Source organism: Thalassobaculum litoreum DSM 18839 (genome assembly GCF_900102465.1).
In the GTDB taxonomy this organism is placed as follows: Bacteria; Pseudomonadota; Alphaproteobacteria; order Thalassobaculales; family Thalassobaculaceae; genus Thalassobaculum; species Thalassobaculum litoreum.
The window spans coordinates 195,536-215,997 of record NZ_FNBW01000009.1 but is presented as its reverse complement, the minus strand read 5'-3'; the positions used below and the strand labels follow the sequence as shown (position 1 = coordinate 215,997).

General features: G+C 67.9%; 21 protein-coding genes. 14 read left to right on the top strand and 7 right to left on the bottom strand.

All coding sequences use genetic code 11. The features are described 5' to 3' along the window. The first annotated feature begins 71 nt into the window (after nt 1-71). The 8 genes from BLS34_RS15930 (at nt 72) to BLS34_RS15895 (ending at nt 6,496) form a co-directional block, all read left to right on the top strand. Nucleotides 72-782 (top strand): glutathione S-transferase family protein, encoded by a 711-nt coding sequence (locus tag BLS34_RS15930; protein WP_028794229.1) that lies wholly within the window; start codon nt 72-74, stop codon nt 780-782. Between the two features lie 28 nt (nt 783-810). Further along, nucleotides 811-1,377: a carboxymuconolactone decarboxylase family protein gene (locus BLS34_RS15925; protein ID WP_028794230.1), complete on the top strand. Its 567-nt coding sequence runs from the start codon at nt 811-813 to the stop codon at nt 1,375-1,377. A 29-nt stretch (nt 1,378-1,406) separates the two neighbouring features. After that, entirely contained in the window at nt 1,407-2,390 is a 984-nt protein-coding gene (locus tag BLS34_RS15920) for a zinc-dependent alcohol dehydrogenase family protein (protein WP_093151733.1), read from the top strand. A gap of 116 nt (nt 2,391-2,506) precedes the next feature. Next, nucleotides 2,507-2,818 (top strand): ArsR/SmtB family transcription factor, encoded by a 312-nt coding sequence (locus BLS34_RS15915; RefSeq protein WP_028794232.1) that lies wholly within the window; start codon nt 2,507-2,509, stop codon nt 2,816-2,818. Between the two features lie 67 nt (nt 2,819-2,885). Continuing rightward, nucleotides 2,886-3,338 carry a YbaN family protein gene (locus tag BLS34_RS15910; protein ID WP_093151731.1) on the top strand — a complete coding sequence of 151 codons (453 nt, stop codon included), beginning with the start codon at nt 2,886-2,888 and terminating at the stop codon, nt 3,336-3,338. 119 nt (nt 3,339-3,457) lie between these two features. Further along, the gene (locus BLS34_RS15905) at nt 3,458-4,819 is read left to right on the top strand and encodes a class I SAM-dependent RNA methyltransferase (RefSeq protein WP_093151729.1); all 1,362 of its coding nucleotides are present in this window, start codon (nt 3,458-3,460) and stop codon (nt 4,817-4,819) included. Nucleotides 4,820-4,844: 25 nt separating this feature from the next. Further along, complete coding sequence (fumC, locus tag BLS34_RS15900; RefSeq protein WP_093151726.1) at nt 4,845-6,239, top strand: class II fumarate hydratase; 1,395 nt, start codon at nt 4,845-4,847, stop codon at nt 6,237-6,239. Further along, complete coding sequence (locus BLS34_RS15895) at nt 6,236-6,496, top strand: ribbon-helix-helix domain-containing protein (protein ID WP_038013985.1); 261 nt, start codon at nt 6,236-6,238, stop codon at nt 6,494-6,496. Before fumC ends, BLS34_RS15895 begins: the two co-directional genes overlap by 4 nt. Here the strand turns inward: BLS34_RS15895 and BLS34_RS15890 are convergent. Beyond that, a complete protein-coding gene (locus tag BLS34_RS15890; RefSeq protein WP_093151724.1) occupies nt 6,493-8,919 on the bottom strand; it encodes a DUF1217 domain-containing protein in 2,427 nt (808 codons plus the stop codon). The two genes, BLS34_RS15895 and BLS34_RS15890, sit on opposite strands and share 4 nt — an antisense overlap. A 326-nt stretch (nt 8,920-9,245) precedes the next feature. Here BLS34_RS15890 and BLS34_RS15885 point away from each other — a divergent pair, with 326 nt between their 5' ends. Both BLS34_RS15885 and BLS34_RS15880 read left to right on the top strand, forming a co-directional pair. Continuing rightward, nucleotides 9,246-11,036 (top strand): gamma-glutamyltransferase family protein, encoded by a 1,791-nt coding sequence (locus tag BLS34_RS15885; protein WP_028794237.1) that lies wholly within the window; start codon nt 9,246-9,248, stop codon nt 11,034-11,036. Nucleotides 11,037-11,074: 38 nt separating this feature from the next. After that, nucleotides 11,075-11,464 (top strand): STAS/SEC14 domain-containing protein, encoded by a 390-nt coding sequence (locus tag BLS34_RS15880; protein ID WP_028794238.1) that lies wholly within the window; start codon nt 11,075-11,077, stop codon nt 11,462-11,464. Nucleotides 11,465-11,644: 180 nt separating this feature from the next. On the opposite strand, the gene BLS34_RS15875 is transcribed toward BLS34_RS15880, so the two are convergent. After that, nucleotides 11,645-11,848, bottom strand: coding sequence for a hypothetical protein (locus tag BLS34_RS15875; protein WP_139189355.1), 204 nt, complete (start codon nt 11,846-11,848; stop codon nt 11,645-11,647). A gap of 169 nt (nt 11,849-12,017) precedes the next feature. Between BLS34_RS15875 and BLS34_RS15870 the strand changes: the two genes are divergently transcribed. The 3 genes from BLS34_RS15870 to BLS34_RS15860 are packed head-to-tail and all read left to right on the top strand — an operon-like array spanning nt 12,018 to nt 14,398. Further along, nucleotides 12,018-12,512 carry a flagellar basal body-associated FliL family protein gene (locus BLS34_RS15870; RefSeq protein WP_175474253.1) on the top strand — a complete coding sequence of 165 codons (495 nt, stop codon included), beginning with the start codon at nt 12,018-12,020 and terminating at the stop codon, nt 12,510-12,512. A gap of 52 nt (nt 12,513-12,564) precedes the next feature. After that, nucleotides 12,565-13,554, top strand: a complete 990-nt coding sequence (gene dgcA / locus BLS34_RS15865) for an N-acetyl-D-Glu racemase DgcA (protein ID WP_093151717.1) — start codon at nt 12,565-12,567, stop codon at nt 13,552-13,554. Between the two features lie 4 nt (nt 13,555-13,558). Further along, on the top strand, nt 13,559-14,398 hold the full coding sequence (locus tag BLS34_RS15860; protein ID WP_093151715.1) for a class I SAM-dependent methyltransferase: 840 nt from the start codon (nt 13,559-13,561) through the stop codon (nt 14,396-14,398). 148 nt (nt 14,399-14,546) lie between these two features. Here the strand turns inward: BLS34_RS15860 and BLS34_RS15855 are convergent, their stop codons facing one another. The 3 genes from BLS34_RS15855 to BLS34_RS15845 all read right to left on the bottom strand — a co-directional run bounded on the left by BLS34_RS15855 (nt 14,547) and on the right by BLS34_RS15845 (nt 17,286). After that, a complete protein-coding gene (locus BLS34_RS15855; protein ID WP_093151712.1) occupies nt 14,547-15,530 on the bottom strand; it encodes an NAD-dependent epimerase/dehydratase family protein in 984 nt (327 codons plus the stop codon). A 109-nt stretch (nt 15,531-15,639) separates the two neighbouring features. Next, nucleotides 15,640-16,398 (bottom strand): alpha/beta hydrolase family protein, encoded by a 759-nt coding sequence (locus BLS34_RS15850; protein ID WP_093151710.1) that lies wholly within the window; start codon nt 16,396-16,398, stop codon nt 15,640-15,642. Between the two features lie 33 nt (nt 16,399-16,431). Next, nucleotides 16,432-17,286, bottom strand: a complete 855-nt coding sequence (locus BLS34_RS15845) for a hypothetical protein (RefSeq protein WP_139189353.1) — start codon at nt 17,284-17,286, stop codon at nt 16,432-16,434. Nucleotides 17,287-17,504: 218 nt separating this feature from the next. On the opposite strand from BLS34_RS15845, the gene BLS34_RS15840 reads away from it, so the two are divergent. Beyond that, nucleotides 17,505-19,124, top strand: coding sequence for a trimethylamine methyltransferase family protein (locus BLS34_RS15840; protein ID WP_093151705.1), 1,620 nt, complete (start codon nt 17,505-17,507; stop codon nt 19,122-19,124). 3 nt (nt 19,125-19,127) lie between these two features. Here the strand turns inward: BLS34_RS15840 and phhA are convergent, their stop codons facing one another. Beyond that, nucleotides 19,128-20,009, bottom strand: a complete 882-nt coding sequence (gene phhA, locus BLS34_RS15835) for a phenylalanine 4-monooxygenase (protein ID WP_093151702.1) — start codon at nt 20,007-20,009, stop codon at nt 19,128-19,130. A 62-nt stretch (nt 20,010-20,071) separates the two neighbouring features. Beyond that, nucleotides 20,072-20,458 carry a DUF4870 family protein gene (locus BLS34_RS15830; RefSeq protein ID WP_028794246.1) on the bottom strand — a complete coding sequence of 129 codons (387 nt, stop codon included), beginning with the start codon at nt 20,456-20,458 and terminating at the stop codon, nt 20,072-20,074. Between the last annotated feature and the right edge of the window lie 4 nt (nt 20,459-20,462).

The following is a 20,462-nucleotide window of genomic DNA, read 5'->3' as shown; positions in this document are numbered from 1 at the left end:
TGCATTGTCGGCCGCGCGCGGGCTCTGCTAGCGTCGCCGTCCCTTCAACCGGTCCTCGCAGGGAGCGCGTCATGGCCATCACCTTCTACGATCTGTGCGGCAAGGACGGAGCGCGGTTCAGCCCCTATGGCTGGCGCACCCGCATGGCGCTGGCCCATAAGGGGCTGGACTACGACCTGGAGCTGGTGAAGTTCACCGAGAAGGAGAAGGTGGCCTTCTCCGGCCAGAAGCTGGTGCCGGTGATCCGCTACGGCGAGACCGTGGTGGCCGACAGTTTCGCCATCGCCTGCTTCCTGGAGGACGCGTTCCCGGACAAGCCGTCGCTGTTCGGCAGCCCCGAGGTCGGAACGGCCGGGCGCGGCATGGCCAAGGTCATCAACGGCTTCGTCGACCGCATGGTGCAGCCGCTGATCGCGCCGCTTATCGTCGCCGACGTGTTCGACTGCGTGGACGAGACCTGCCGGGAGTATTTCCGCACCTCGCGCGAGCAGCGCTTCGGCATGACGCTGGCGGAATTCCAGTCCAAGCGCGACGAGAAGGTGGCGGCGTTCCGCACCGCGCTGGAGCCGATCCGGCTGGTGGTCAAGGACCAGCCGTTCATCGGCGGCACCGCGCCGACCTATGCCGACTACATCCTGTTCGGCTCGATGCAGTGGGCGCGGCTGACCTCGACCTTCCAACTGGTGGAGGGCGACGATCCGATCCATGCTTGGTTCGAGCGCGTGCTCGACAGCAATGGCGGCATCGCCCGCCAGGAACCGATCGTCGCCAAGGCCGCCTGAACGGAACAAGAAACCCGGAGGAAACCGCATGCCGCCCGTCCTGCCGCCGCCGCGCCTCAGACTGCCCGAACCAGACAAGCTGTCGCCGGAACAGCGGCGCATCCATGACGAGATCGCCTCGGGCCCGCGCGGCAAGGTGCAGGGACCGCTGGCGATCTGGCTGACCTCGCCGGATCTGGCGGACAAGGCGCAGCAGCTCGGCGCGTTCTGCCGCTACGGCTCGTCGCTGGAGCCGCGGCTGTCGGAGCTGGCGATCCTGGTGACCGGCCGGGTCTGGGGCGCGCAGTTCGAATGGACGGTGCACAAGCCGATCGCGCTCAAGGCCGGCCTGTCGGAGGCGGTGGTGGAAGCCGTCCGCACCCGCCGGACGCCGCCCTTCGAGAAGGAGGACGAGCGCGTGGTGCACGACTTCGCCCAGACGCTGCACCGCGACCGCAAGGTGACGGACGAACTCTATGCCGAGGCGGTGACGCTTCTCGGCGAGCGGGGGGTGGTCGATCTGGTCGGCATCCTCGGCTACTACACCCTGATCTCGATGACCCTGAACGCGTTCAACGTCCCGCTGGAGGGCGATGCCCAGCCCGAACTGGACTGAACGCATGTGATCCGACGGAGGAGGCTTCGATGCTGGCAGCGGAACTCACGGCCATCGGGCCGGCCCATGAGGTGGTCAAGGCCGTCGAAGTGGCGGCGCCCGGGGCGCCCGCCGCCGACGAGATCGTCGTGTCCCTGGCGGCCTGTTCGATCAACCCGGCCGACCTGCTGCTGATCGAGGGCAAATACGCCAGCCTGCCCGAAGTGCCGTCGCGCCTCGGCATCGAAGGGGTGGGGACGGTGGAGGCCGTGGGCACCGAGATCGACCACCTGTCCCCGGGCGACGTGGTGCTCAGCCTCGGGCGCACGAACTGGGCCCACAAGGTGGTGCTGAAGGGCACCCAGGCGGTGAAGCTGCCGGCCGATATCGATGTCGAGCAGGCGGCCATGCTGAAGGTGAACGGCGCCACCGCCTATCGCATGCTCAAGGATTACGTCGACCTCGCTCCCGGCGACTGGGTGATCCAGGACGCGGCCAATTCCGGGGTCGGCATCAACCTGATCCGGCTGGCCGCGGCCGCCGGGATCCGCACGGTCAACGTGGTGCGCCGTCCGGAGCTGATCGAGCCGCTGATGGACCAGGGCGCGGACGTGGTGGTGGTCGACGGCCCGGACCTGGTGCGGCATGTCCACGACGCCACCGGCGGGGCGGAGATCCGGCTCGGCATCGACGCGGTGGCCGGGAGCATGGTGCACCGCATGGCCGACTGCCTGGCACCGGGCGGGGTGATCGTCAATTACGGCCTGCTGTCCGGCCGACCCTGCGAGATCAGCGCCGACCACCTGGTGTTCAAGGGGCTCAGCCTGACCGGTTTCTGGCTGGCCAAGGTGGCGTCGGGCCTGGCCTATGACGAGGTCGCCGAGATGTACCAGGCCCTGGCCGAGCGCATCCAGGACGGCACCCTCGTCGTGCCGGTGGAGGCCCGCTATCCGCTGGAGGAGATCGAGGCGGCGATGCGCCATGCGGGGACCTATGGCCGGGGTGGAAAGGTACTGCTCCGACCGAACGGCTGAACCGCCCTCAGACACAAATTGTCACTAGACGCCATGTGGATTTACCGCCAATATTTTTCACAAAGAACTAACTAATTTTCATCTGACACGTCTGAAAACCTGCCGGGTGTGGCGTTATGGAACCGAGGAAGGTCGTCGCGGCGTTGTCGGCGCTGGCGCAGGAGACTCGGCTGGGAATCTTCCGTCTGCTGGTGCGGGCAGGCCCTGCCGGCCTGTCGGCGGGGGTGATCGCCCGCGAGCTCGGTGTGGTGGCCTCGACCCTATCCCATCATCTGGGGCTGCTGGAGCAGGCGGAGCTGGTCCGCTCGGCCCGACGCGGCCGGCACGTGATCTACAGCTGCGACCTGGATGGGGTGCGCAGCCTGGTCCGCGTCCTCGGCGAGGATCTGGTTTCCGCGGAGGCCGGCCTCGACTGCGCGGCCGAGTAGGCGGCGGCGCTTGACGGCTTCGGCGCCTTAACCTTGTATTGACGGGTTTCAGCGACACTTAATCGCCATGACCCAGAACCCGGCCGACACCGCTCCGCGCAGCACCGACGAGACCGAGATTGTCTTGCCGGCGGAGCTGTGTGGCGCCGCCAGGCTCGGACTTCAGATCTTCGGCTTCGTGTGCCTCGCCATCGGCATCGCCGGCGTGATCCTGCCGGGCCTGCCGGGCACGGTGTTCCTGATCGTGGCGCTCTGGGCGTTCTCGCGCTCCTCCCACCGCCTGCATCTCTGGCTCTACAGCCATCCGCGCTTCGGCGCCGGCCTGCGGGCGTGGCATCGCCATCGGGTGATCCCGACCAAGGCGAAGATCGCCGCCGTGGCCGCCATGAGCCTGGCCGCCGCCATGCTGATCGCCGCCTTTCCGTCGAATGCCTGGATCCCGGGGACCAGCATCGCGGTCATGGTCGCGGTCGCCGCCTGGATCGTCACCCGTCCGGGGCGGATCGCCGACCCGAGCTGACGGCCAACGCCGCCGTCGGACTGGCCCAAACTCCTCACTTCCGTTAAACCCTTCGCCACCCGCCGATCTGTCGGCGCGGCCCTGTACTGGTACTGGGCGGAAAGAAAGTCTGATCCGATATGCCACCGCGCCGCAGACGCTCAAAGCCGACGCCGATCAAGAAGGGTCGGATCCCCGCCAATGCCGGACCGGTCGATGTCGAGATCGAGACCGTCGGCGGCCGGGGCGACGGGGTCGGCACCGCCACCGTGAAGATTGGCTATGACGAGCGGGCACGCCTGGTTTTCGTGCCCTTCACCCTGCCGGGCGAGCGGGTGCGCGCGCGGCCTGTCGCCGATCGGGGCGAGGGGGTGGCGGCCGAACCGGTCGAGCTGCTGTCCACCGCCGACGATCGTGTCGATCCGGCCTGCCCGCATTTCATGACCTGCGGCGGTTGCGCCCTGCAGCATTGGCGCGACGAGTCCTATCAGGACTGGAAGGTCGGCCAGATCCGCCAGCACCTGTCGCGGGTCGGGATCGAGGGATTTCCGATGGCGCCGCTGGTGACGGCCGAGCCGGGCACGCGGCGGCGCGCCGATTTCGCCGTGCGCCGCCTGTCCGACCGCACCGTCCTCGGCTTCCATGAGCGCGGCGGCAGCAAGATCGTCCCGCTCGATACTTGCCCGGTGCTGACGGCGCCGATCCAGGCACTGCTGCACCCCGTCAGCGACCAGATGCACCGGGTGCTGCAAACGGGCGAGGGCGCCGACGTCATCGTCAACCACCTGCATAGCGGCCTGGACATGCTGGTGGTGCTGCCGCGCAGCCCGAACCTGCAGGAACGCGAGGCCTGGGCCGAGTTCGCCGAGACCGAGGGCCTGGCCCGGCTGTCGATGCGGGTGGCGGGTGATTCCGACCCGATGCCGGAGCCGCTGTCCGGCCGGGGGGCGGCGACTATCCGGCTGGGGGGCGTCGACGTGACGCCGCCGCCGGGCGCCTTCCTGCAGGCGACGGCCTCCGGCGAGACCGCGATCCGGGAGGCCGTGGCGCAGGCGGCCCGCAAGGCCAAGCGTCGGCTCGACCTGTTCGCCGGGATCGGCACCCTGTCGCTGCCCCTGGCCGCCGACGGTCCGGTGCTGGCGATCGACGGCGACACGCTGGCGATCCGTGCCCTGCGCGCGGCCGCCGATGCCGCCGGGCTGGGGACGGCCCGGCTGAAGACGGAAACCCGGGACCTCTTCAAGCTGCCGCTGGAAGGCGACGAACTGGACGGGTTCGACGTTGCCGTGTTCGACCCGCCGCGCGCCGGGGCCAAGGCCCAGGCCGCCGCGCTGGCCGCCAGCGGGATCCCGACGATCGTCGCCGTGTCCTGCAACCCGGCCACCTTCGCCCGCGATGCCGCCGCCCTGGTCGAGGGCGGCTACACGCTGGAGCGGCTGGTGCCGATTGACCAGTTTCTCTGGTCTCCCCACATCGAGCTTGTCGCCGTCTTCCGGCGCTGACGCTTCACCGATCCAAGGAGACCCCATGGCCGCCACCCGCGAAGAAACCGACAGCCTGGGCTCCATCGACGTCCCCGCCGACCGGTATTGGGGCGCGCAGACCCAGCGCAGCCTGGAAAACTTCCCGATCGGCGGCGACCGAATGCCGCTCGCCCTGATCCACGCCTTCGCCCTGCAGAAGCAGGCCTCCGCCCGGGCCAACCGGCGGCTCGGCGGCCTTGAGGCGGAGCTGGCCGAGGCGATCGACAGAGCGGCGGCGGCGATTGCCGCCGGGGATCACGACGCGGAGTTCCCGCTGGTGGTCTGGCAGACCGGTTCGGGCACCCAGACCAACATGAACCTGAACGAGGTGATCTCGAACCTGGCGAACGAGAGCCTCGGCAGCGCGCGCGGCACCAAGCGGCCGGTTCATCCCAACGACCACGTGAACCGGGGGCAGTCCTCCAACGATAGTTTCCCCACCGCCATGCACATCGCCGGCGTGCGGGAGATCCACGCCAGACTGCTGCCCGGCCTGCGCCGCCTGCATGCCGCACTCGCGGCCAAGTCCGAGGCGTTCCACGACATCGTCAAGATCGGCCGGACCCACCTGCAGGACGCCACGCCGCTGCGCCTGGGCGACGCGGTCGGCGCCTGGGCGTTCCAGGTGGAGACCGGGATCGCCCGGGTGGAGGCGGCGCTGCCTCGCCTGTCGGCGCTGGCCCAGGGCGGCACGGCGGTCGGCACCGGCGTGAACACCGAGCCGGGCTTCGCCGAGGCGTTCGTGGAGGAGCTGCGGGCGCTGACCGACCTGCCCTTCACCTCCGCACCGAACAAGTTCGAGGCCCTGGCCGCCCACGACGCCATGGTCGAGATGTCCGGTGCGCTCAACACGGTGGCCGTCTCGCTGATGAAGGTGGCCAACGACGTGCGCATGCTCGGCTCCGGGCCGCGCTGCGGCATCGGTGAGCTGATGCTGCCGGCGAACGAGCCGGGCTCTTCCATCATGCCCGGCAAAGTGAACCCGACCCAGGCCGAGGCGCTCACGCAGGTCTGCGCCCGGGTGATGGGCAACCACACGACGATCACCGTGGCCGGGGCGACGGGACATTTCGAGCTCAACGTCTTCAAGCCGGTGATGGCCGACGCCCTGCTGCAGTCGATCCGTCTGCTGGGCGACGCGGCGGCGAGCTTCGCCGAGCGCTGCGTGGACGGCATGGAGGCGGACAGGTCGCGGATCTCCGAGCTGCTGGGCAAGAGCCTGATGCTGGTCACCGCTCTGGCGCCGCATATCGGCTATGACGCCGCCGCCAAGATCGCCAAGAAGGCCCATGAGGACGGCACCACCCTGAAGGAGGCCGCCCGCGCGCTCGATCTGGTCTCCGACGCGGATTTCGACCGCTGGGTGCGGCCGGAGGCGATGCTGGGACCCGAGGGATGACGGTGTCGGCCGGCGCCGATCCGGCGGCGCCGCGCAAGCGCTCGGTGATGATCGCCGGTCACGCCACCAGCGTGTCGATGGAGCAGGCGTTCTGGGATCTGCTGGCAACCTTCGCCGAGGCGCGCGGGGTGTCGCTCAACGCGCTCGTCACCGAGATCGACCGGACGCGCACGGCCAACCTGTCCAGTGCGATCCGCGTCTGGGTGCTACGGGAGTGCGCGCGGCTGGCCGGCCTGGAGGACGGTCCGGCGGGTTAGACGACGAAGTTCAGCAGGCCGTTGCTCTGGGGCAGGATCGAGCCGATCTGGCTGGCGATCGCGCTCTGGGCGTTGAAGTTCGAGTTCACGCTGAAGCCCTGGGATTCCAGATCCTTCTGGATGAGGTAGCGCTCGATGAACTTGCGGGCCTCGTCGGTGAATTCGATCGGCTTCAGGAAGTTGCCCGTGCCGCCGCCTTCGCCCTCGATCGCGATCCGCTCCTCGTTGAGGATCTCTTTCTGGATGTTCAGCGCGTAGCTCTCCGCCTTCAGGCGGCCCAGGGTTCCCTGGGCGACGAACAGCGCATCGTTCAGGGCGCTGACCCGGGCGTCGTCGTCGCCGGCGGTCGCGGCCACGTAGTCGAAGCCTTCCAGCGCGGTGCGGAAGTTGGTTTCGAACGAGGTCTGGGCATCGATCGTGATCGTCGACCCGAGCGAGTCGAAGGCCACCTTGATGTCGCGGGCGAACTCGCCGAGCAGGTTGTTGCCGTCCTTGCCCGACTTGGAGATCAGCTCGTCGAGCTCGACCCGAAGTTCGCGCACCTGGCTGTCCAGGCGACCGCGCGGGTCCGCCTCTTCCAACGCGAAGGCGATGACGGTGCGATCCCGCTTCAGCTGGGATGTCAGTTCCTGCAACGACGGCTTCAGGTCGTCGTCGAGCTGGGTGACCAGCGCCTCGCCGGCGGCCGCGTCGGTGATCGACGCCGGCAGCAGGTCGTAGATCGAGGCCGTAAGGTCTCCGCCCTCGGCCCGGGCCTGGGTCGTGCCGACAACGGTGTAGTTGACGGTACCGTCGGCCAGCAGGTTGTCCAGGGTCGTCGAATTCGCGCCGTTGCTGACCTCGCCGGGCGTGTTGATGAGCTGGTCAAGCTCCCCGAGGCGGGCGGTGTAGTAGGCGTTGATCTCGGTGAGATCGGCGTCGTCCTTCTGGGCATCCTTGGCGAGCTGCCGGATATCGCCGAGCACGCGCTCGATGGTCGTGGCGCGCTTCAGACCGTCGTCGATCGACAGCAGCCCGGTGCTGAGCGACTGGGTGTCCAGCTCTACCGCGAAATCGACATTGTTCAGGGCGTTGGTGATGCTGACCACGTTGATCGCGGTCTGCGATTCCGACGTCTTGAACGCGGCGTTCGCAGTGTCGAAACTGGCGTCGGCGGTGTCGGCGTCGGCCGAGCGGGTGGCATAGGTCGCGCCGTCGACGGCGTCGCGCGCCGCCTGCAGGTCGGTCAGGAAGCCGGACAGGTCCGTGGACCGCGTGATGGCCTTCGTGCCGTCGCTGGCGACCTGGGTTGTGATCACCGCCTCGGTCGCGTCGGTCCCGGCCGGCAGGGCGCCGCCCGTGCCGTTGCGCAACAGGTTCTGGGTCTGACCGGTCTCAGGATCGTAGAAGGTCGCCGTGTTGACGAAGCCCTCGTCGCCAAGAATCTTGTCGGCATAGTCGAGATACTGAGCCTGCAGGGTGGCGAATGATTCCTCGTCCTCCGCGTTGCGCAGCTTGATCGAGATCTTGTCGAGTTCGTCGAGCACGATCCGGGTGTTCTTTGTCGCCTGGTTGGCCACCGCGACGAGACCGCGCTGGCGCAGCAGGTCTGGAAGGGCGGCTTCCTGGATCGGAATCTCGGCCGCGTTGACCCCGGCCGGATCGGTGATCGCGCCGAGATCGGCATAGGCGGTGCGGGCGGTCTCCAGCTTCTCGACGATGGAGTTCAGCGTCTTGGTGGCCGCGGTGATGGCCGCCGAGCCGTTGGAGATCGAGGTCAGGTCGGCCTGCAGCTTCTCCAGCTGATTTCGCTCCGTCGCCGACGTCGAACTCAGCTTGAGGGAACTGAGGTCCAGGCCCTTCTCGACCAGGGAGGCCTGCTTCTCGACCGACTGGTTGGCGATCTGGGCCGGCAGGTTCAGCGCGTCGGTCACAATGGCGCGCAGAGCGGAATCGCCGAGGATCTGGTAGGTGCTGTCGACCGAATTGATCCGGCGCAGGAAGAACAGCGCGTCGCGGGCGGCCGAGTTCTGCTGGCCCAGGCTGCGCTCGAACTGGACGGTCAGGTACTTGTCGATGACCTCGGTCTGCTCGGAGGAGAGCTTGAGGTTCTTGACGCCGTATTCGGGGGTGTTCAGGAACTTCGCCAGTTCGCCGTAGCGGGTGTCGGCCAGTCGGTTGGCGAAGGAGTTGATGTCGTTGGGGTCGCTCTCGATGACCTTGCGGATCTTGCCGACATTGTTGATGTCGGAGTCCAGGCCGAAAGAGGTCAGAACGAATTGCAGCGTGTCGCGGTCGTCGAGCAACTCGTCGACGTCGTCCAGCTTGGATACGCCCGACTTGAAATCGGCGATGGCATTCTGGACGTCGTTGCGGTCGAGAAAGGATTGGCGGGCGGCAACCTGATCGCGCTCGTAGCTGCGCCAGGCAGCGATTGCCGACATGGTGGAGCCGCCTCCACCGTACGCGGAGCCAAGGAGTCCACCACCACCTCCGGCGGCGCCTCCAAGGATGGCCGATGCGGCTGCGAAGTTCGTCACGGCGGAAAACTCCTGTTTTTGCCGTAGGCTCGGGCAGTAACGCCCGGTCCGGTCGTTTCTCGACCACCGTCTACTATAGGCGTCTCGTTACCTCTTCACAACGAGATTTACGCTTCTGCACACGGCGTCTCTGTTGAGGGCCCTCCGCCGGGCAGTTCTTGCCGGGCGAATGCCCCCGCTTCTATAGTGTCGACCAATCCCATGCGAAAACCATTCCAAGAGTCTGCGCCATGTTCACGACGCGCCCGGAAATCCGCGGCACCTTCGGAGTTGTTGCTTCCACCCACTGGCTCGCGTCCGCCGTCGGCATGCGCGCGCTGGAGCGGGGCGGAAATGCTTTCGACGCCGCGGTCGCCAGCGGCTTCACCCTGCAGGTGGTCGAGCCGCATCTGAACGGCCCGGGCGGCGACCTGCCGGCCCTGTTCTACAGCAAGAAGACCGGCAAGCTGCAGGCGCTCTGCGCCCAGGGGCCGAGCCCGGCGGCGATGACCATGGAGGCGATCCGCGGCCTCGGCCTCGACCTGGTCCCCGGCAGTGGGTTCCTCCCCGCCGTCGTCCCCGGCGCCTTCGACGGTTGGCTGCGGATGCTGCGCGACCACGGCACGATGACCCTGGCCGAGGTGCTGGAGCCGGCGATCGACTACGCGATCAACGGCTACCCGGCCGTCGGGCGGATCGCGGCGACGATCAACACCGTGAAGGAGCTGTTCGAGACCGAATGGCCGACCTCGGCGGCGATCTACCTGAAGAACGGCGAGCCGCCGGCGCCGGGCAGCCTGTTCGCCAACCCGACGATGGGCGAGACCTATGCCCGGATCGTTAGGGAAGCGGAAGCCGGCGGCGGCTCCCGCGAGGCGGTGATCGATCGGGCGCGCGACATCTGGTACCGCGGCTGGGTCGCCGAGGCGATCGACGCCTATTTCCACGCCGCCCCGATGATGGACGTCTCCGGCCGCCGCCATCTGGGACTGCTCACCGCCGACGATCTGGCGAACTGGGAATCCCATTACGAGGAGCCGGCCACCTACCAGTGGGGCCGCTACACCGTCGCGAAATGCGGCCCGTGGAGCCAGGGCCCCTCGATGCTGCAGCAGCTCGCCCTGCTCGACGGCATGGGCGTGGGCGAGATGGATCCGACCGGTCCCGACTTCGTGCACAGCGTGGTCGAGGCGATCAAGCTCGCCATGGCCGACCGCGAGGCGTTCTACGGCGACCCGGACTTCGCCGACGTGCCGATGCAGACCCTGCTCTCCTCGGAATATAATGCCGAGCGGCGCAAGCTGATCACCGGCGAGGCCTCCATGGACCTGCGTCCGGGCACCATCGAGGGCTATCTGGGCTCGATCGACGCCGCGCTGGGCGTGGATGTCCAACTCGACCCGCGCGAGATGGAGCGCATGGGCATCGGCGAGCCGACGGTGTCGAAGAGCGGCGCGATGAAGGGCGACACCGTCCATATCGACGTCATCGACAAGGACGGCAACATGTTCTCCGCCACGCCGAGCGGCGGCTGGCTGCAGTCCTCGCCGATCATCCCGGAGCTCGGCTTCTGCATGGGCAACCGGGCGCAGATGTTCTGGCTGGACGAGCGGTCGCCCTCCGCCCTCGGCCCCAAGCGCCGGCCGCGCACCACCCTGTCGCCCAGCTTCGCGCTGCGCGACGGCGAGCCCTACATGGCCTTCGGCACCCCGGGCGGCGACCAGCAGGACCAGTGGCAAACCCTGATGTTCCTGCACCACGCCGAGCATGGCATGAACCTGCAGGAATCGATCGACTGTCCGGCCTTCCACAGCGAGCATTTCCCGAGCTCGTTCTGGCCGCGCGGCCGCAAGCCCGGCAAGCTGGTGCTGGAGGGGCGCTTCCCCGAGGCGACCGTCAAGGAACTGCAGCGCCGCGGCCATGACGTCCAGGTCGGCGAGGACTGGTCGGAAGGTCGGCTCAGCGGCGCCGTGAAGGACGGCCGGATGCTGAAGGCCGGGGCCAACCCGCGCGGCATGCAGGGCTACGCCATCGGTCGCTGACCGGCCGGCGGACCGGAACCGCCGCAGCGGACGTAGCGATGATCGACAGCCTTACATACAGCGAAGCGGAAGGGATGGTCCGTGTCACCCTCTCCGGCGACCTCGACGTCGAGGATTTTCGTGAGGCGATGGGCGAGGTGGTGCGCATCCGCGCCACCGTCGGCCCGACCCATTCGGTCTGGGACGTCACCGCGCTGGACTTTACGGGGATCGACATCGGCATTCTGCGCAGCCTCAGCCAGGCGCGCGCTTCCTTCGCCCCTCGAGGCCGGGGCGAGCGCGTGGCGATCGTCGTCCCGGGAACGATCGAACAGTCGATCATGAAGCTGTTCCTCGACCTGTCGGAGGAGATCGAGAACCAGCAGCGGGTGTTCACGAACCGCGCCGATGCCGAGCGCTGGTGTCTGACCGGGGCGGAGCCGGCGTAGGGCGCGTCTGGATCGGACCGTTTCGACCTGAAACGCTCGCGTTCTAGAGTCAAATCCGACCATATTGAATCGTTTCGTGAGTCAATTTGGTCGGTGAATTTGTCTCTAAAACAATGAGATAGAGAAGATTCTCGCACGTTGACGCGATCACGAAGTGATCCCGTCACCCCACGATCTGCTCTAGACGTCTTCCGGCATGCCCAGGCAGGCCAGGGCGTTGGACAGGTATTCGCGGAGATAGAAGGCGGTGTCGGGCGTCAGTTCGATCAGGGCCACCCGCCCGTCCTCGCGCTTGATCTTCAGGATCAGGTTCTCGCCCTCCCGTTCGATGATGAACGACTCTGCCCGTGCCGCCATGCCGGGCGCACGATCACGGTCGCTCACGCTGGGCTGAGCGCGCGCGAATTTGTTCCAGTCACTTTCGGCCGGCTTCATCATGGCGCTCGGGGGACGATCATCCTCGTGTCGGCTTGCGATCCATGATTATATAGGATTTGAAAGTGTTTGCCTCGTATTTCCTGCGGAACCGGACGAGGGCGAGAGCCGAGTCGCGATGAAGAAGCTCCTTCTGTTCGTCCTGCTGCCCCTGCTGCTGCTGATCGGCGCCGGCGCCGGCGCTTTCGTGGCGGGACTGATTCCGGGTTTCGGCGGCGCGCCGGAGCCGGAACTCACCGCCGAGCAGAAGGCGGAGCAGGAGCGCATCGCGAACACCGCCCCCTCGGCCGCCAAGCCGAGCCCGGTCGGCGCGGTGTTCCACACGCTTGACGAGTTTGTGGTCAACCTTCGCTCCAACACCGGCTATCCGGTCTTCCTGCTGCTCAGCCTGACCGTCGAACTGCCGAACGAAGGGGCCATTCAGGTCGTGCAGGCGCAGGAGCCGCGCATCCGCGACGCCCTGATCGTCTATCTGTCGAGCCTGACGCCCCAGCAACTGAACGGCTATGACGGAATCCAGAAGGTGCGCAACAATGCATGGCGGCTGCTGCGCGAGCTGGTCGGACCGGACACCATCGTGAACGTCCAGATCGCTAAGCTCACCGTCAAATAGGCGGCCGCCGCGCCGACCGACCACCGTCTTGATCCGATCCAGGGAGAATTCCATGTCTCGCATGCTCGCCGTCGCCCGCGAAAGCTGGCCGATCCGCGGAGTGTTCCGCATTTCGCGCGGTGCGCGCACCGAGGCGGAGGTGGTGCTGGTCACCATCACCGACGGCGAGACGGTCGGCCGCGGCGAATGCGTGCCCTATACCCGCTACGGCGAGTCGATCGACAGCGTGATCGGCCAGATCCAGAGCGTCGCCGAGGCGATCGCCGGCGGCATGGACCGCTCCGCGCTGCTGGACGCCCTGCCGGCCGGGGCCGCCCGCAACGCGGTCGACTGCGCTCTGTGGGACCTTGAGGCGAAGAGCAGAGGCCTGCCCGCCTGGAAACTCGCCGGCCTGGCCGGCGCGCCGCAGCCGGTGACCACGGTCTATACGCTCTCCGTCGACAGCCCGGACGCCATGGGGGCCGCCGCCCGCGAGAACGCCCACCGGCCGCGCCTGAAGCTGAAGATGACCGGCGACGGCGAGGATCTGGCGCGGGTCACGAAGATCCGCGAGAACGCGCCGGGTGTCGATCTCGTGGTCGATGCGAACGAGGCCTGGAGCATCGACAGCTATCTGGAGATCGCGCCAAAGCTGGCCGAGCTCGGCGTGTCGATGATCGAACAGCCGCTGCCCGCCGGCGACGACGCCGCATTGGTGGGTACCCCCCGGGCGACAGTGGTCTGCGCCGACGAGAGCTGCCACGACACCGCCACCCTCGACGGGCTGGAGGGCAAGTACGACATGGTCAACATCAAGCTCGACAAGACCGGCGGCCTGACCGAGGCCCTGCGACTGAAGGCCGAGGCGGAGAAGCGTGGCTTCCGGGTCATGGTGGGCTGCATGATCGGCACCTCCCTGGCCATGGCGCCGGGCATGATCGTGTCCCAGGGCGCGGAAATCGTCGATCTTGACGCCCCGCTGCTGCTGGCCAAGGACCGCGACCCCTGCATGACCTACAACGGCAGCACGGTGATGCCGCCGGAACCGGCCCTGTGGGGCTGAGCCGATGAGCGGCGTCGCCCAGCATTACGAGCGCAGCGGCCTGGTCGAGCAGCTCGTCGCCCGGCTGGCCGAGCACGGCATCGCCGCGCCGACCCGGGCCGACTTCTCGGTGCTGGACCAGATGCACATGCGCGGCGAGACCGGCACCGAGGACGTGATCGCGGCGACGGGGATGGCCGCCGGCATGGCGGTCGCCGATCTCGGCTCCGGCCTCGGCGGTTCCGCCCGGATCTTCGCCGATGTGGTCGGGGCCCGGGTGACGGCGGTCGACCTGACGCCGAGCTTCTGTGCCGCGGCCGAGGCGATCAACGCCATGGTCGGCCTGTCCGACCGGATCGCGGTGGTGGAGGGCGATGCCACCGCCACCGGCCTGCCGGCGGAGACCTTCGACATCGTCACCACCCTGCACGCCTGCATGAACATTCCCGACAAGGCGGGTGTGTATCGCGAGGCCTTCCGGCTGCTGAAGCCGGGCGGTCGGTTCTGCTTCTACGACATCGTCCTGGGGCCGGGCGGCGCCCCGCGCTATCCGACGCCCTGGGCCGAGCGGCCGGCGCTCAGCCACCTGATCCCGCCGACGGAGATGCAGGCGCTGTGCGAGGCCGCCGGCTTCCGCACGGTCGACCTGCGCGACTACACCGCGGAGGCCAAGGCCGGCTCGGTCAAGCGGCGCGAGGAGGCCCGGCGACGGGCGGAGACCGGCGAGCCGGCGCCGCTTCAGGCCGGCGACATCATCATGGGGGAAACCGCCGGCGAGAAGATGCGCAACATGGCCCACAACTTCGATGGCGACCATGTCGGTGTGGCGCTCGGCGTGTTCGAAAAGCCTGAGAATCCGCTGTAAAAAAAAGAGCCGCGGTAGGGGGACCGCGGCTCTTGCGACATGTCCGCAAGGGACGGAGGAAGCCCAGGGTGGACCTCAGTCGTTCGCGTAGTCTAACGATAGGTCGCGCATCGAGTCAATGCGTGCGCGCAATGCGTGCTGATACCTGTCACTCCACCGGGTAGGGGCCGTCCTCGAAGATCGTGTCGTGATAGCCCTTGCTGCCCACGGCCCGAGCCAGCGGGCTGCCGATGGGTTCGCCCCGGGAAAGCTGGTCGAGCACCCGGGCGAAGTCGTATGCGGGCGCCCAGCCAAGCTCCCGGCGGGCCTTGGCATTGTCGTAGACCCGGTCGATCTCGTCGAACATCCAGTAGCCGAGGCGGGCATAGAGCGGCTCGAAATCCGGGAACAATCGGCCCACCACGCCGGCGGGGGTGCCGCGCAGCGCCGCCAGGTCGGCGCGGGTGAAGGGGGTGGTGGCGCTGACGATGTAGCGCCCGAAGCCGATCTCGGCGGCGCGTTCCAGTGCCCGCAGATGGGCCTCGGCCGCGTCCGCCAGGTCCACCCGGCGGAACAGGAACTCGTTCGCCTTGGCATTGGCATCGGCGTAGAGGGCGCGACGCTGACGGTTGTCGTCCTCTTCGGGAAAGAAGCGGGAGGTCCGCAGCACCAGGCAGGGCAGTCCGTGGCGACGGTGGAACAGCTCGCACAGGTCCTCCGCCGCCGTCTTGGTCACGCCGTAGATGTTCTTCGGCGCGCCGCGCACGGTCTCGTCGATCCAGACGGCGGGTTCGCCCGGGGCGGGGGCGAGGGCGCCGCCGAAGGCGCTGGTGGTGCTGGTGAAGATGAAGGCGGAGACGCCGCCGCGCACCGCCTCCTCCAGCAGGGCGAGGGTACCGGCGATGTTGGTGTCGACGAAGTCCTGCCGGCTGTGGGTCCCGACATGAGGTTTGTGCAGGGTGGCGGTGTGCAGGACGGCATCGACGCCCCGTATCGCGGTGGCCACGACGGCCGGATCGGCGATCGAGCCGACGATGCCGGTATGGGGTCCGGGCTTGATGTCGAGGCCGACCGCCGCGTGCGGTCCGTCGGCGAGCAGTCGCATCAGCCCTTCGCCGAGATGGCCGCTACTCCCGGTGACCAGGATCCGCATCGTTCCTCCGCGGTCTTTTCGCGTTGTGTCGCGCGGCCGGAAGGTAACGTCGGCGTGGCGGGCTTCCAGGAATATTTAATTCTGTGCGGCCATGCGTATGGCGATGTGCCTAGGCGAGCGCCGTCTCAAAGAACTTGCAGATCTGGTCGATGTGGATGTTCTCCTCGGCTGGGGAAAACCAGTGGCCTTCCCCCTCGTGGTAGGTGATGTCGGCGGACCGGCGCGCCTCTGAAAGACGGCGCTCGATCCGCCGGGTGCACTCGACCGTCCAGACCTTGTCGTCGGTTCCGTGGCTGATCTTCAAGGGGCCGTCGTAGCGCTCGATCTCGATCGGGTCAGAGGGCCGCAACCCCTCCGTCGAACCACGCCATGTCCAGGCGATCAGCGCCGGGTCCCATGGTTCGAAGTTGGGATCGGTTCGAGACCGGAATTCGTCTGGCCGAAAGGCGCCGCACACCACGTCGCAGGGGCTGTGCGCGGCGACTGCGTCAGGGATCCCGTCAACGCCGTCGCGTGCCATGAGGGCCGTCACGAGCAAGGCGTGTTCCGCCCCGCGCGAGATGCCGTACAGCCCAAGCTTTCCCGAACTCAGCGGATGGTCTCGAAGCTTGGCCATGGCCGCTTCGGTGGCGTCGAGCGGAACGTCGATGATATCGCCAGCGAACCACATCGAGCCGGAGTATGAGTAGCTGAACGGGTAGGCCAGAAACCCTGCGCTGGCCAAAAGGTCGGCGTTCCGGTGGCTCCAGCCGGACCAGCCGCCTTCCGAACCGTGCAGCAGGAGCAGCGCGGGAAACGGACCGTCGCCCGGCGGGCTATAGGCTCGCACCATCCCGTCGATGACGCGAGCAACGACGGGAATGGTCATTCCGACCTCATCCAATCCCTCGGTGAGGTACTGTCAGTACCCCACCTCCGCCTTCCACAGCTCGTCGTTGACCTCGCGCATGGTGCGGTCGTGGGCGCTTTCCAGGCAGCCGCGCAGGGTCAGCTTGAAGCCCATCTCGGCATACTGGCCGCAGCGGTCCAGCTCGCTCCTGGCCCGGGCGATGCCGGCGTCGGACAGCCCCGTCAGGGCGCCGGACTCCGCCACGCTGCTCCACAGGGCGGCGCGCTTGAACGGGTCGACCGCGCGCGGATCGATCCCGCCGGACATGGCGGCGGGCAGGGTGTTGATCATCCGGGTCAGGGTGACCGCCGCGTCGGGCCGGGTCTTGCCGGGGTGGAAGAAGTCGGCGCCGGTGAAGCGCGCCTCGCCATAGGCCGTCTCGGTATCGCCCTCGGCGATCTCGGCGGGCAGCGGGGCATCGGTCACCGGCACCAGGGAGACCATCGGTGCGATCCGCACGGCGACCTCGGTCGCATCCAGCGACGCGAGCCGGGCGCTGTCCATGGCGATCCGGGTGCGGGTGAAATGACCGTCGCTCTCGTAGGTCAGCAGCCCGGCGGCGGAGAACTCGCGCGTGCTGCCGTCGGACTTGCGCACCAGCAAGGTGACGTCGCCGGAGCCCGCGGTCTGGTAGAGCTGGCCGGCGCCGGGCGGCGGGCGGTGCTCCTGCAGGCAGAAGGACGAGACCAGGGCCTCGCAGGTGCCGCCGTCGCAGGTCAGCGGCACCGGCGTCGCATGGGCGACGAGGCCGAGCACCTGCGGCGGCATGGAACTGTCGGCGGCCGCGTCGGCGGTGCCTGGCATCGCGACCATGGCGGCGAGGGCCGCAGCGGCGAGATGCGAGGCGAGAAGCGCGGGTCGTTGCATGCCCATGGGACCTCCCTCGGGCGGATCCGACGGGACGCCGTCCGCCCTGTGTCGATTATGGGAAAAGTATGGGATCGGCCCGGACCGCAGGCAAGTCACGAAACCCGGAGGATCGGAGCCCGCGTTGTCCAACTCCGACGCATTCCTGTCGCGCCCGGCCAAGAATGATCGTCAAGGGAGCGCATGATCGGTATCTAACGCGGTGTTGGAGACGGACCATGAGCGACGATCTGGCCGAGACTTTGGGACTGGATGCGGCCGGCGACGCCGGTGGAGATGCCGGTGGAGATGCCGGCGGCCGCCGCGAGCGGCGGGGCCGTTCCGGCGGCGGCGGCCGCGATGCGCGCCGGGCCGCGCGGGGACGTCCCTCGACCCTCTACACCCCCTTCATCACCCGCAACGTCGGGACCTTCGACGTGCTGTCGCAGGAAGGGCTGGAGATCATCGAGGCCAATGCCGAGACCATCCTGGAGGAGATCGGCATCGAGTTCCGCGACGACTCCGAATCCCTGGATATGTGGCGCGCGGCCGGCGCCGACGTGGATGGCGAGCGGGTGCACATCCCGCGCGGCCTTGCCCGCGAGCTGATCAAGACCGCGCCCGCCAGCTTCACCCAGCACGCCCGCAACCCGGAGCGCTCGGTGGAGATCGGCGGCGGCAACACCGTCTTCGCCCCGGTCTACGGTCCGCCCTTCGTCAGCGACATCGACGGCGGCCGGCGCTACGCGACGATCGAGGACTTCCAGAACTTCGTGAAGCTCGCCTACAGCCACCAGGGCATGCACCACTCGGGCGGCACCGTGTGCGAGCCGGTCGATCTGCCGGTGAACAAGCGGCATTTCGATATGGTCTACGCCCATATCAAGTATTCCGACAAACCGTTCATGGGCTCGGTCACCCATCCGGAGCGGGCGCTCGACACGCTGGAGATGTCGCGGATCGTCTTCGGATCGGAGTTCCTGGAGACCAACACGGTGCTGGTCTCGCTGATCAACGCCAACTCGCCGATGACCTGGGACGCCACCATGCTGGGCGCGCTGAAGAACTACGCGCGGGCCAATCAGGCGGTGATCACCACGCCGTTCATCCTGGCCGGTGCGATGTCGCCGGTGACGGTGGCCGGCACCCTGGCCCAGACCCTGGCCGAGGCGATGGCCGGCATGGCCTTCGCCCAGCTCTGCCGTCCCGGCGCGCCGGTGATCTTCGGCAGCTTCGCCTCGTCCATTTCGATGCAGTCGGGGGCGCCGACCTTCGGCACGCCGGAGCCGGCGCTGGTGCTGTACGGCTGCGCCCAGCTCGCCCGGCGGCTCAACGTCCCGTTCCGCTCCGGCGGCTCGCTCTGCGGCGCAAAGGTGCCGGACGCCCAGGCGGCGTTCGAAAGCGCCAATACCCTGCTGCCGACGGTGCTGGGCGGGGTGAACTTCGTCCTGCACGCGGCCGGATGGCTGGAGGGCGGGCTGGTCAGCTCCTACGAGAAATTCATGATGGATGCCGACCAGTGCGCCATGATGCGCACCATGCTGGAGGGCGTCGACCTGACCGAGAACGGCCAGGCGATGGACGCGATCCGCGAGGTCGGCCCCGGCGCCCACTTCCTCGGCTGCAGCCACACCCAGGCGAATTTCGAGAAGGCGTTCTACCGTTCCTCGATCGCCGACAATTCGACCTACGAGCAGTGGGAGTCGGAAGGCAGCAGGGACACCTATCAGCGGTCCGCCGCCCTGGTGAAGAAGACCCTGGCCGAGTACGAGGCCCCGGTCCTAGACCCGGCGATCGACGAGGCGCTGATCGACTTCATGGCGAAGAAGAAGGCGAGCTTTCCGGACAGCAACGTCTGAGACTCAGGCGGTGGCCCGGCCCTTACCCGCGTGGTAGCGGCCGGTGCCGCGGTGCAGAACCGTGTCGGTGTCCAGCACATCGTCCGGCGCGAGGTCCGGTTCCGCCTCCATGCGGGCGTAGATCGGGGTGAAATCCACCTCGGTCGCGCGGCGCAGGGCCTCGAAGCCGTCGATGACGAAATAGGTCTCCTGGAAGTCGTCGATCCGGTAGTCGGTGCGCATCACCCGCTCCAGGTCGAAGCCGATGCGGTTGGGCGAGGGATCGTCCAGGGCGAACACGGTCTCGCCTTTCGACGAGGCGATGCCGGCGCCGAAGATCCGCAGGCCGTCCTCCGATTTCGTCAGCCCGAACTCCACCGTGTACCAGTACAGCCGCGCCAGCCGCCGAAGCGCGCCCTGGCCGTCGGCCTTCAGCCCGCCCTTGCCGTATTCCTGCATGTAGTCGGCATAGACCGGGTCGAGCAGCAGCGGGACATGGCCGAACACGTCGTGGAAGACGTCCGGCTCCTCCAGATAGTCCAGCTCGTCCATGGAGCGGATGAAACAGGTGGCCGGGAAGCGGCGGTTGGCCAGGTGATCGAAGAACACCGCGTCGGGCACCAGTCCCGGCACGGCGACCACGGTCCAGCCGGTTTCCGCCTCTAGCACCTCGTTCAGGCGTCGGAAATCCGGCACGCCGCCCCCACCATTCATACCGTTGCCCATGCTCAGCGCGTCCACATGGGCGAGGAACTCGGGGACCACCCGGTCCTTCAGCAGCGGCACCTGTCGCTCGGCCAGGACCCGCCAGGTGGCATGCTCCTCGTCGGTATAGGCGTCCCAGTGCTGGTCGATGGTGAAATCGGCCTTCAGACCGGCCATATCGCGGTGGATCTCGACGGGCATGGGTATCTCCTGTCGGTGGTTTCAGGTCGCCCCGCCCCGCGTGTCGCCGTGCTCCGCGCGGATCAGAAGAAATCCCCCGCGCCCTGGATCGGCTCCTCGCCGGACAGCTTCAGCCAGCCCTTCACAACCCGGTAGATCAGCCAGAGATAGGCGAAGCCGACGAGCAGGAAGCCCAGCCCCAGGACCCACCAGGTCAGGCCGCCGATCACCGTCATCAGCAGCCACAGCCAGAAGGTGCGGATCTGCCAGCGCACATGGGTCTCCAGATAGGTCCCCTCGACATCGCCGCGCTTCAGGTAGGCGATGACCACGGCCAGGATGATCGGGATCTGGAACACCAGGTTCGCGGCGTACAGCGCGTAGATCACATGCACCGCCAGCCGATCGTTCTCCGGGGCGGAGAGCTTGAAGGGAAGATTGCGACGCTGCATGGTCTGGGTGTCGGACATCCGG

Bases quoted from the DNA above. Each gene is read 5' to 3' on its own strand.
- fumC (WP_093151726.1), top strand. From the start codon at position 4,845: ATGGCCGCCACCCGCGAAGAAACCGACAGCCTGGGCTCCATCGACGTC.
- BLS34_RS15845 (WP_139189353.1), bottom strand. From the start codon at position 17,286: ATGCAACGACCCGCGCTTCTCGCCTCGCATCTCGCCGCTGCGGCCCTC.
- BLS34_RS15850 (WP_093151710.1), bottom strand. From the start codon at position 16,398: ATGACCATTCCCGTCGTTGCTCGCGTCATCGACGGGATGGTGCGAGCC.
- phhA (WP_093151702.1), bottom strand. From the start codon at position 20,009: ATGCCCGTCGAGATCCACCGCGATATGGCCGGTCTGAAGGCCGATTTC.
- BLS34_RS15925 (WP_028794230.1), top strand. From the start codon at position 811: ATGCCGCCCGTCCTGCCGCCGCCGCGCCTCAGACTGCCCGAACCAGAC.
- BLS34_RS15915 (WP_028794232.1), top strand. From the start codon at position 2,507: ATGGAACCGAGGAAGGTCGTCGCGGCGTTGTCGGCGCTGGCGCAGGAG.
- BLS34_RS15920 (WP_093151733.1), top strand. From the start codon at position 1,407: ATGCTGGCAGCGGAACTCACGGCCATCGGGCCGGCCCATGAGGTGGTC.
- BLS34_RS15905 (WP_093151729.1), top strand. From the start codon at position 3,458: ATGCCACCGCGCCGCAGACGCTCAAAGCCGACGCCGATCAAGAAGGGT.
- BLS34_RS15855 (WP_093151712.1), bottom strand. From the start codon at position 15,530: ATGCGGATCCTGGTCACCGGGAGTAGCGGCCATCTCGGCGAAGGGCTG.
- BLS34_RS15870 (WP_175474253.1), top strand. From the start codon at position 12,018: ATGAAGAAGCTCCTTCTGTTCGTCCTGCTGCCCCTGCTGCTGCTGATC.
- dgcA (WP_093151717.1), top strand. From the start codon at position 12,565: ATGTCTCGCATGCTCGCCGTCGCCCGCGAAAGCTGGCCGATCCGCGGA.
- BLS34_RS15830 (WP_028794246.1), bottom strand. From the start codon at position 20,458: ATGTCCGACACCCAGACCATGCAGCGTCGCAATCTTCCCTTCAAGCTC.
- BLS34_RS15930 (WP_028794229.1), top strand. From the start codon at position 72: ATGGCCATCACCTTCTACGATCTGTGCGGCAAGGACGGAGCGCGGTTC.
- BLS34_RS15880 (WP_028794238.1), top strand. From the start codon at position 11,075: ATGATCGACAGCCTTACATACAGCGAAGCGGAAGGGATGGTCCGTGTC.
- BLS34_RS15890 (WP_093151724.1), bottom strand. From the start codon at position 8,919: ATGTCGGCAATCGCTGCCTGGCGCAGCTACGAGCGCGATCAGGTTGCC.
- BLS34_RS15895 (WP_038013985.1), top strand. From the start codon at position 6,236: ATGACGGTGTCGGCCGGCGCCGATCCGGCGGCGCCGCGCAAGCGCTCG.
- BLS34_RS15910 (WP_093151731.1), top strand. From the start codon at position 2,886: ATGACCCAGAACCCGGCCGACACCGCTCCGCGCAGCACCGACGAGACC.
- BLS34_RS15840 (WP_093151705.1), top strand. From the start codon at position 17,505: ATGAGCGACGATCTGGCCGAGACTTTGGGACTGGATGCGGCCGGCGAC.
- BLS34_RS15860 (WP_093151715.1), top strand. From the start codon at position 13,559: ATGAGCGGCGTCGCCCAGCATTACGAGCGCAGCGGCCTGGTCGAGCAG.
- BLS34_RS15885 (WP_028794237.1), top strand. From the start codon at position 9,246: ATGTTCACGACGCGCCCGGAAATCCGCGGCACCTTCGGAGTTGTTGCT.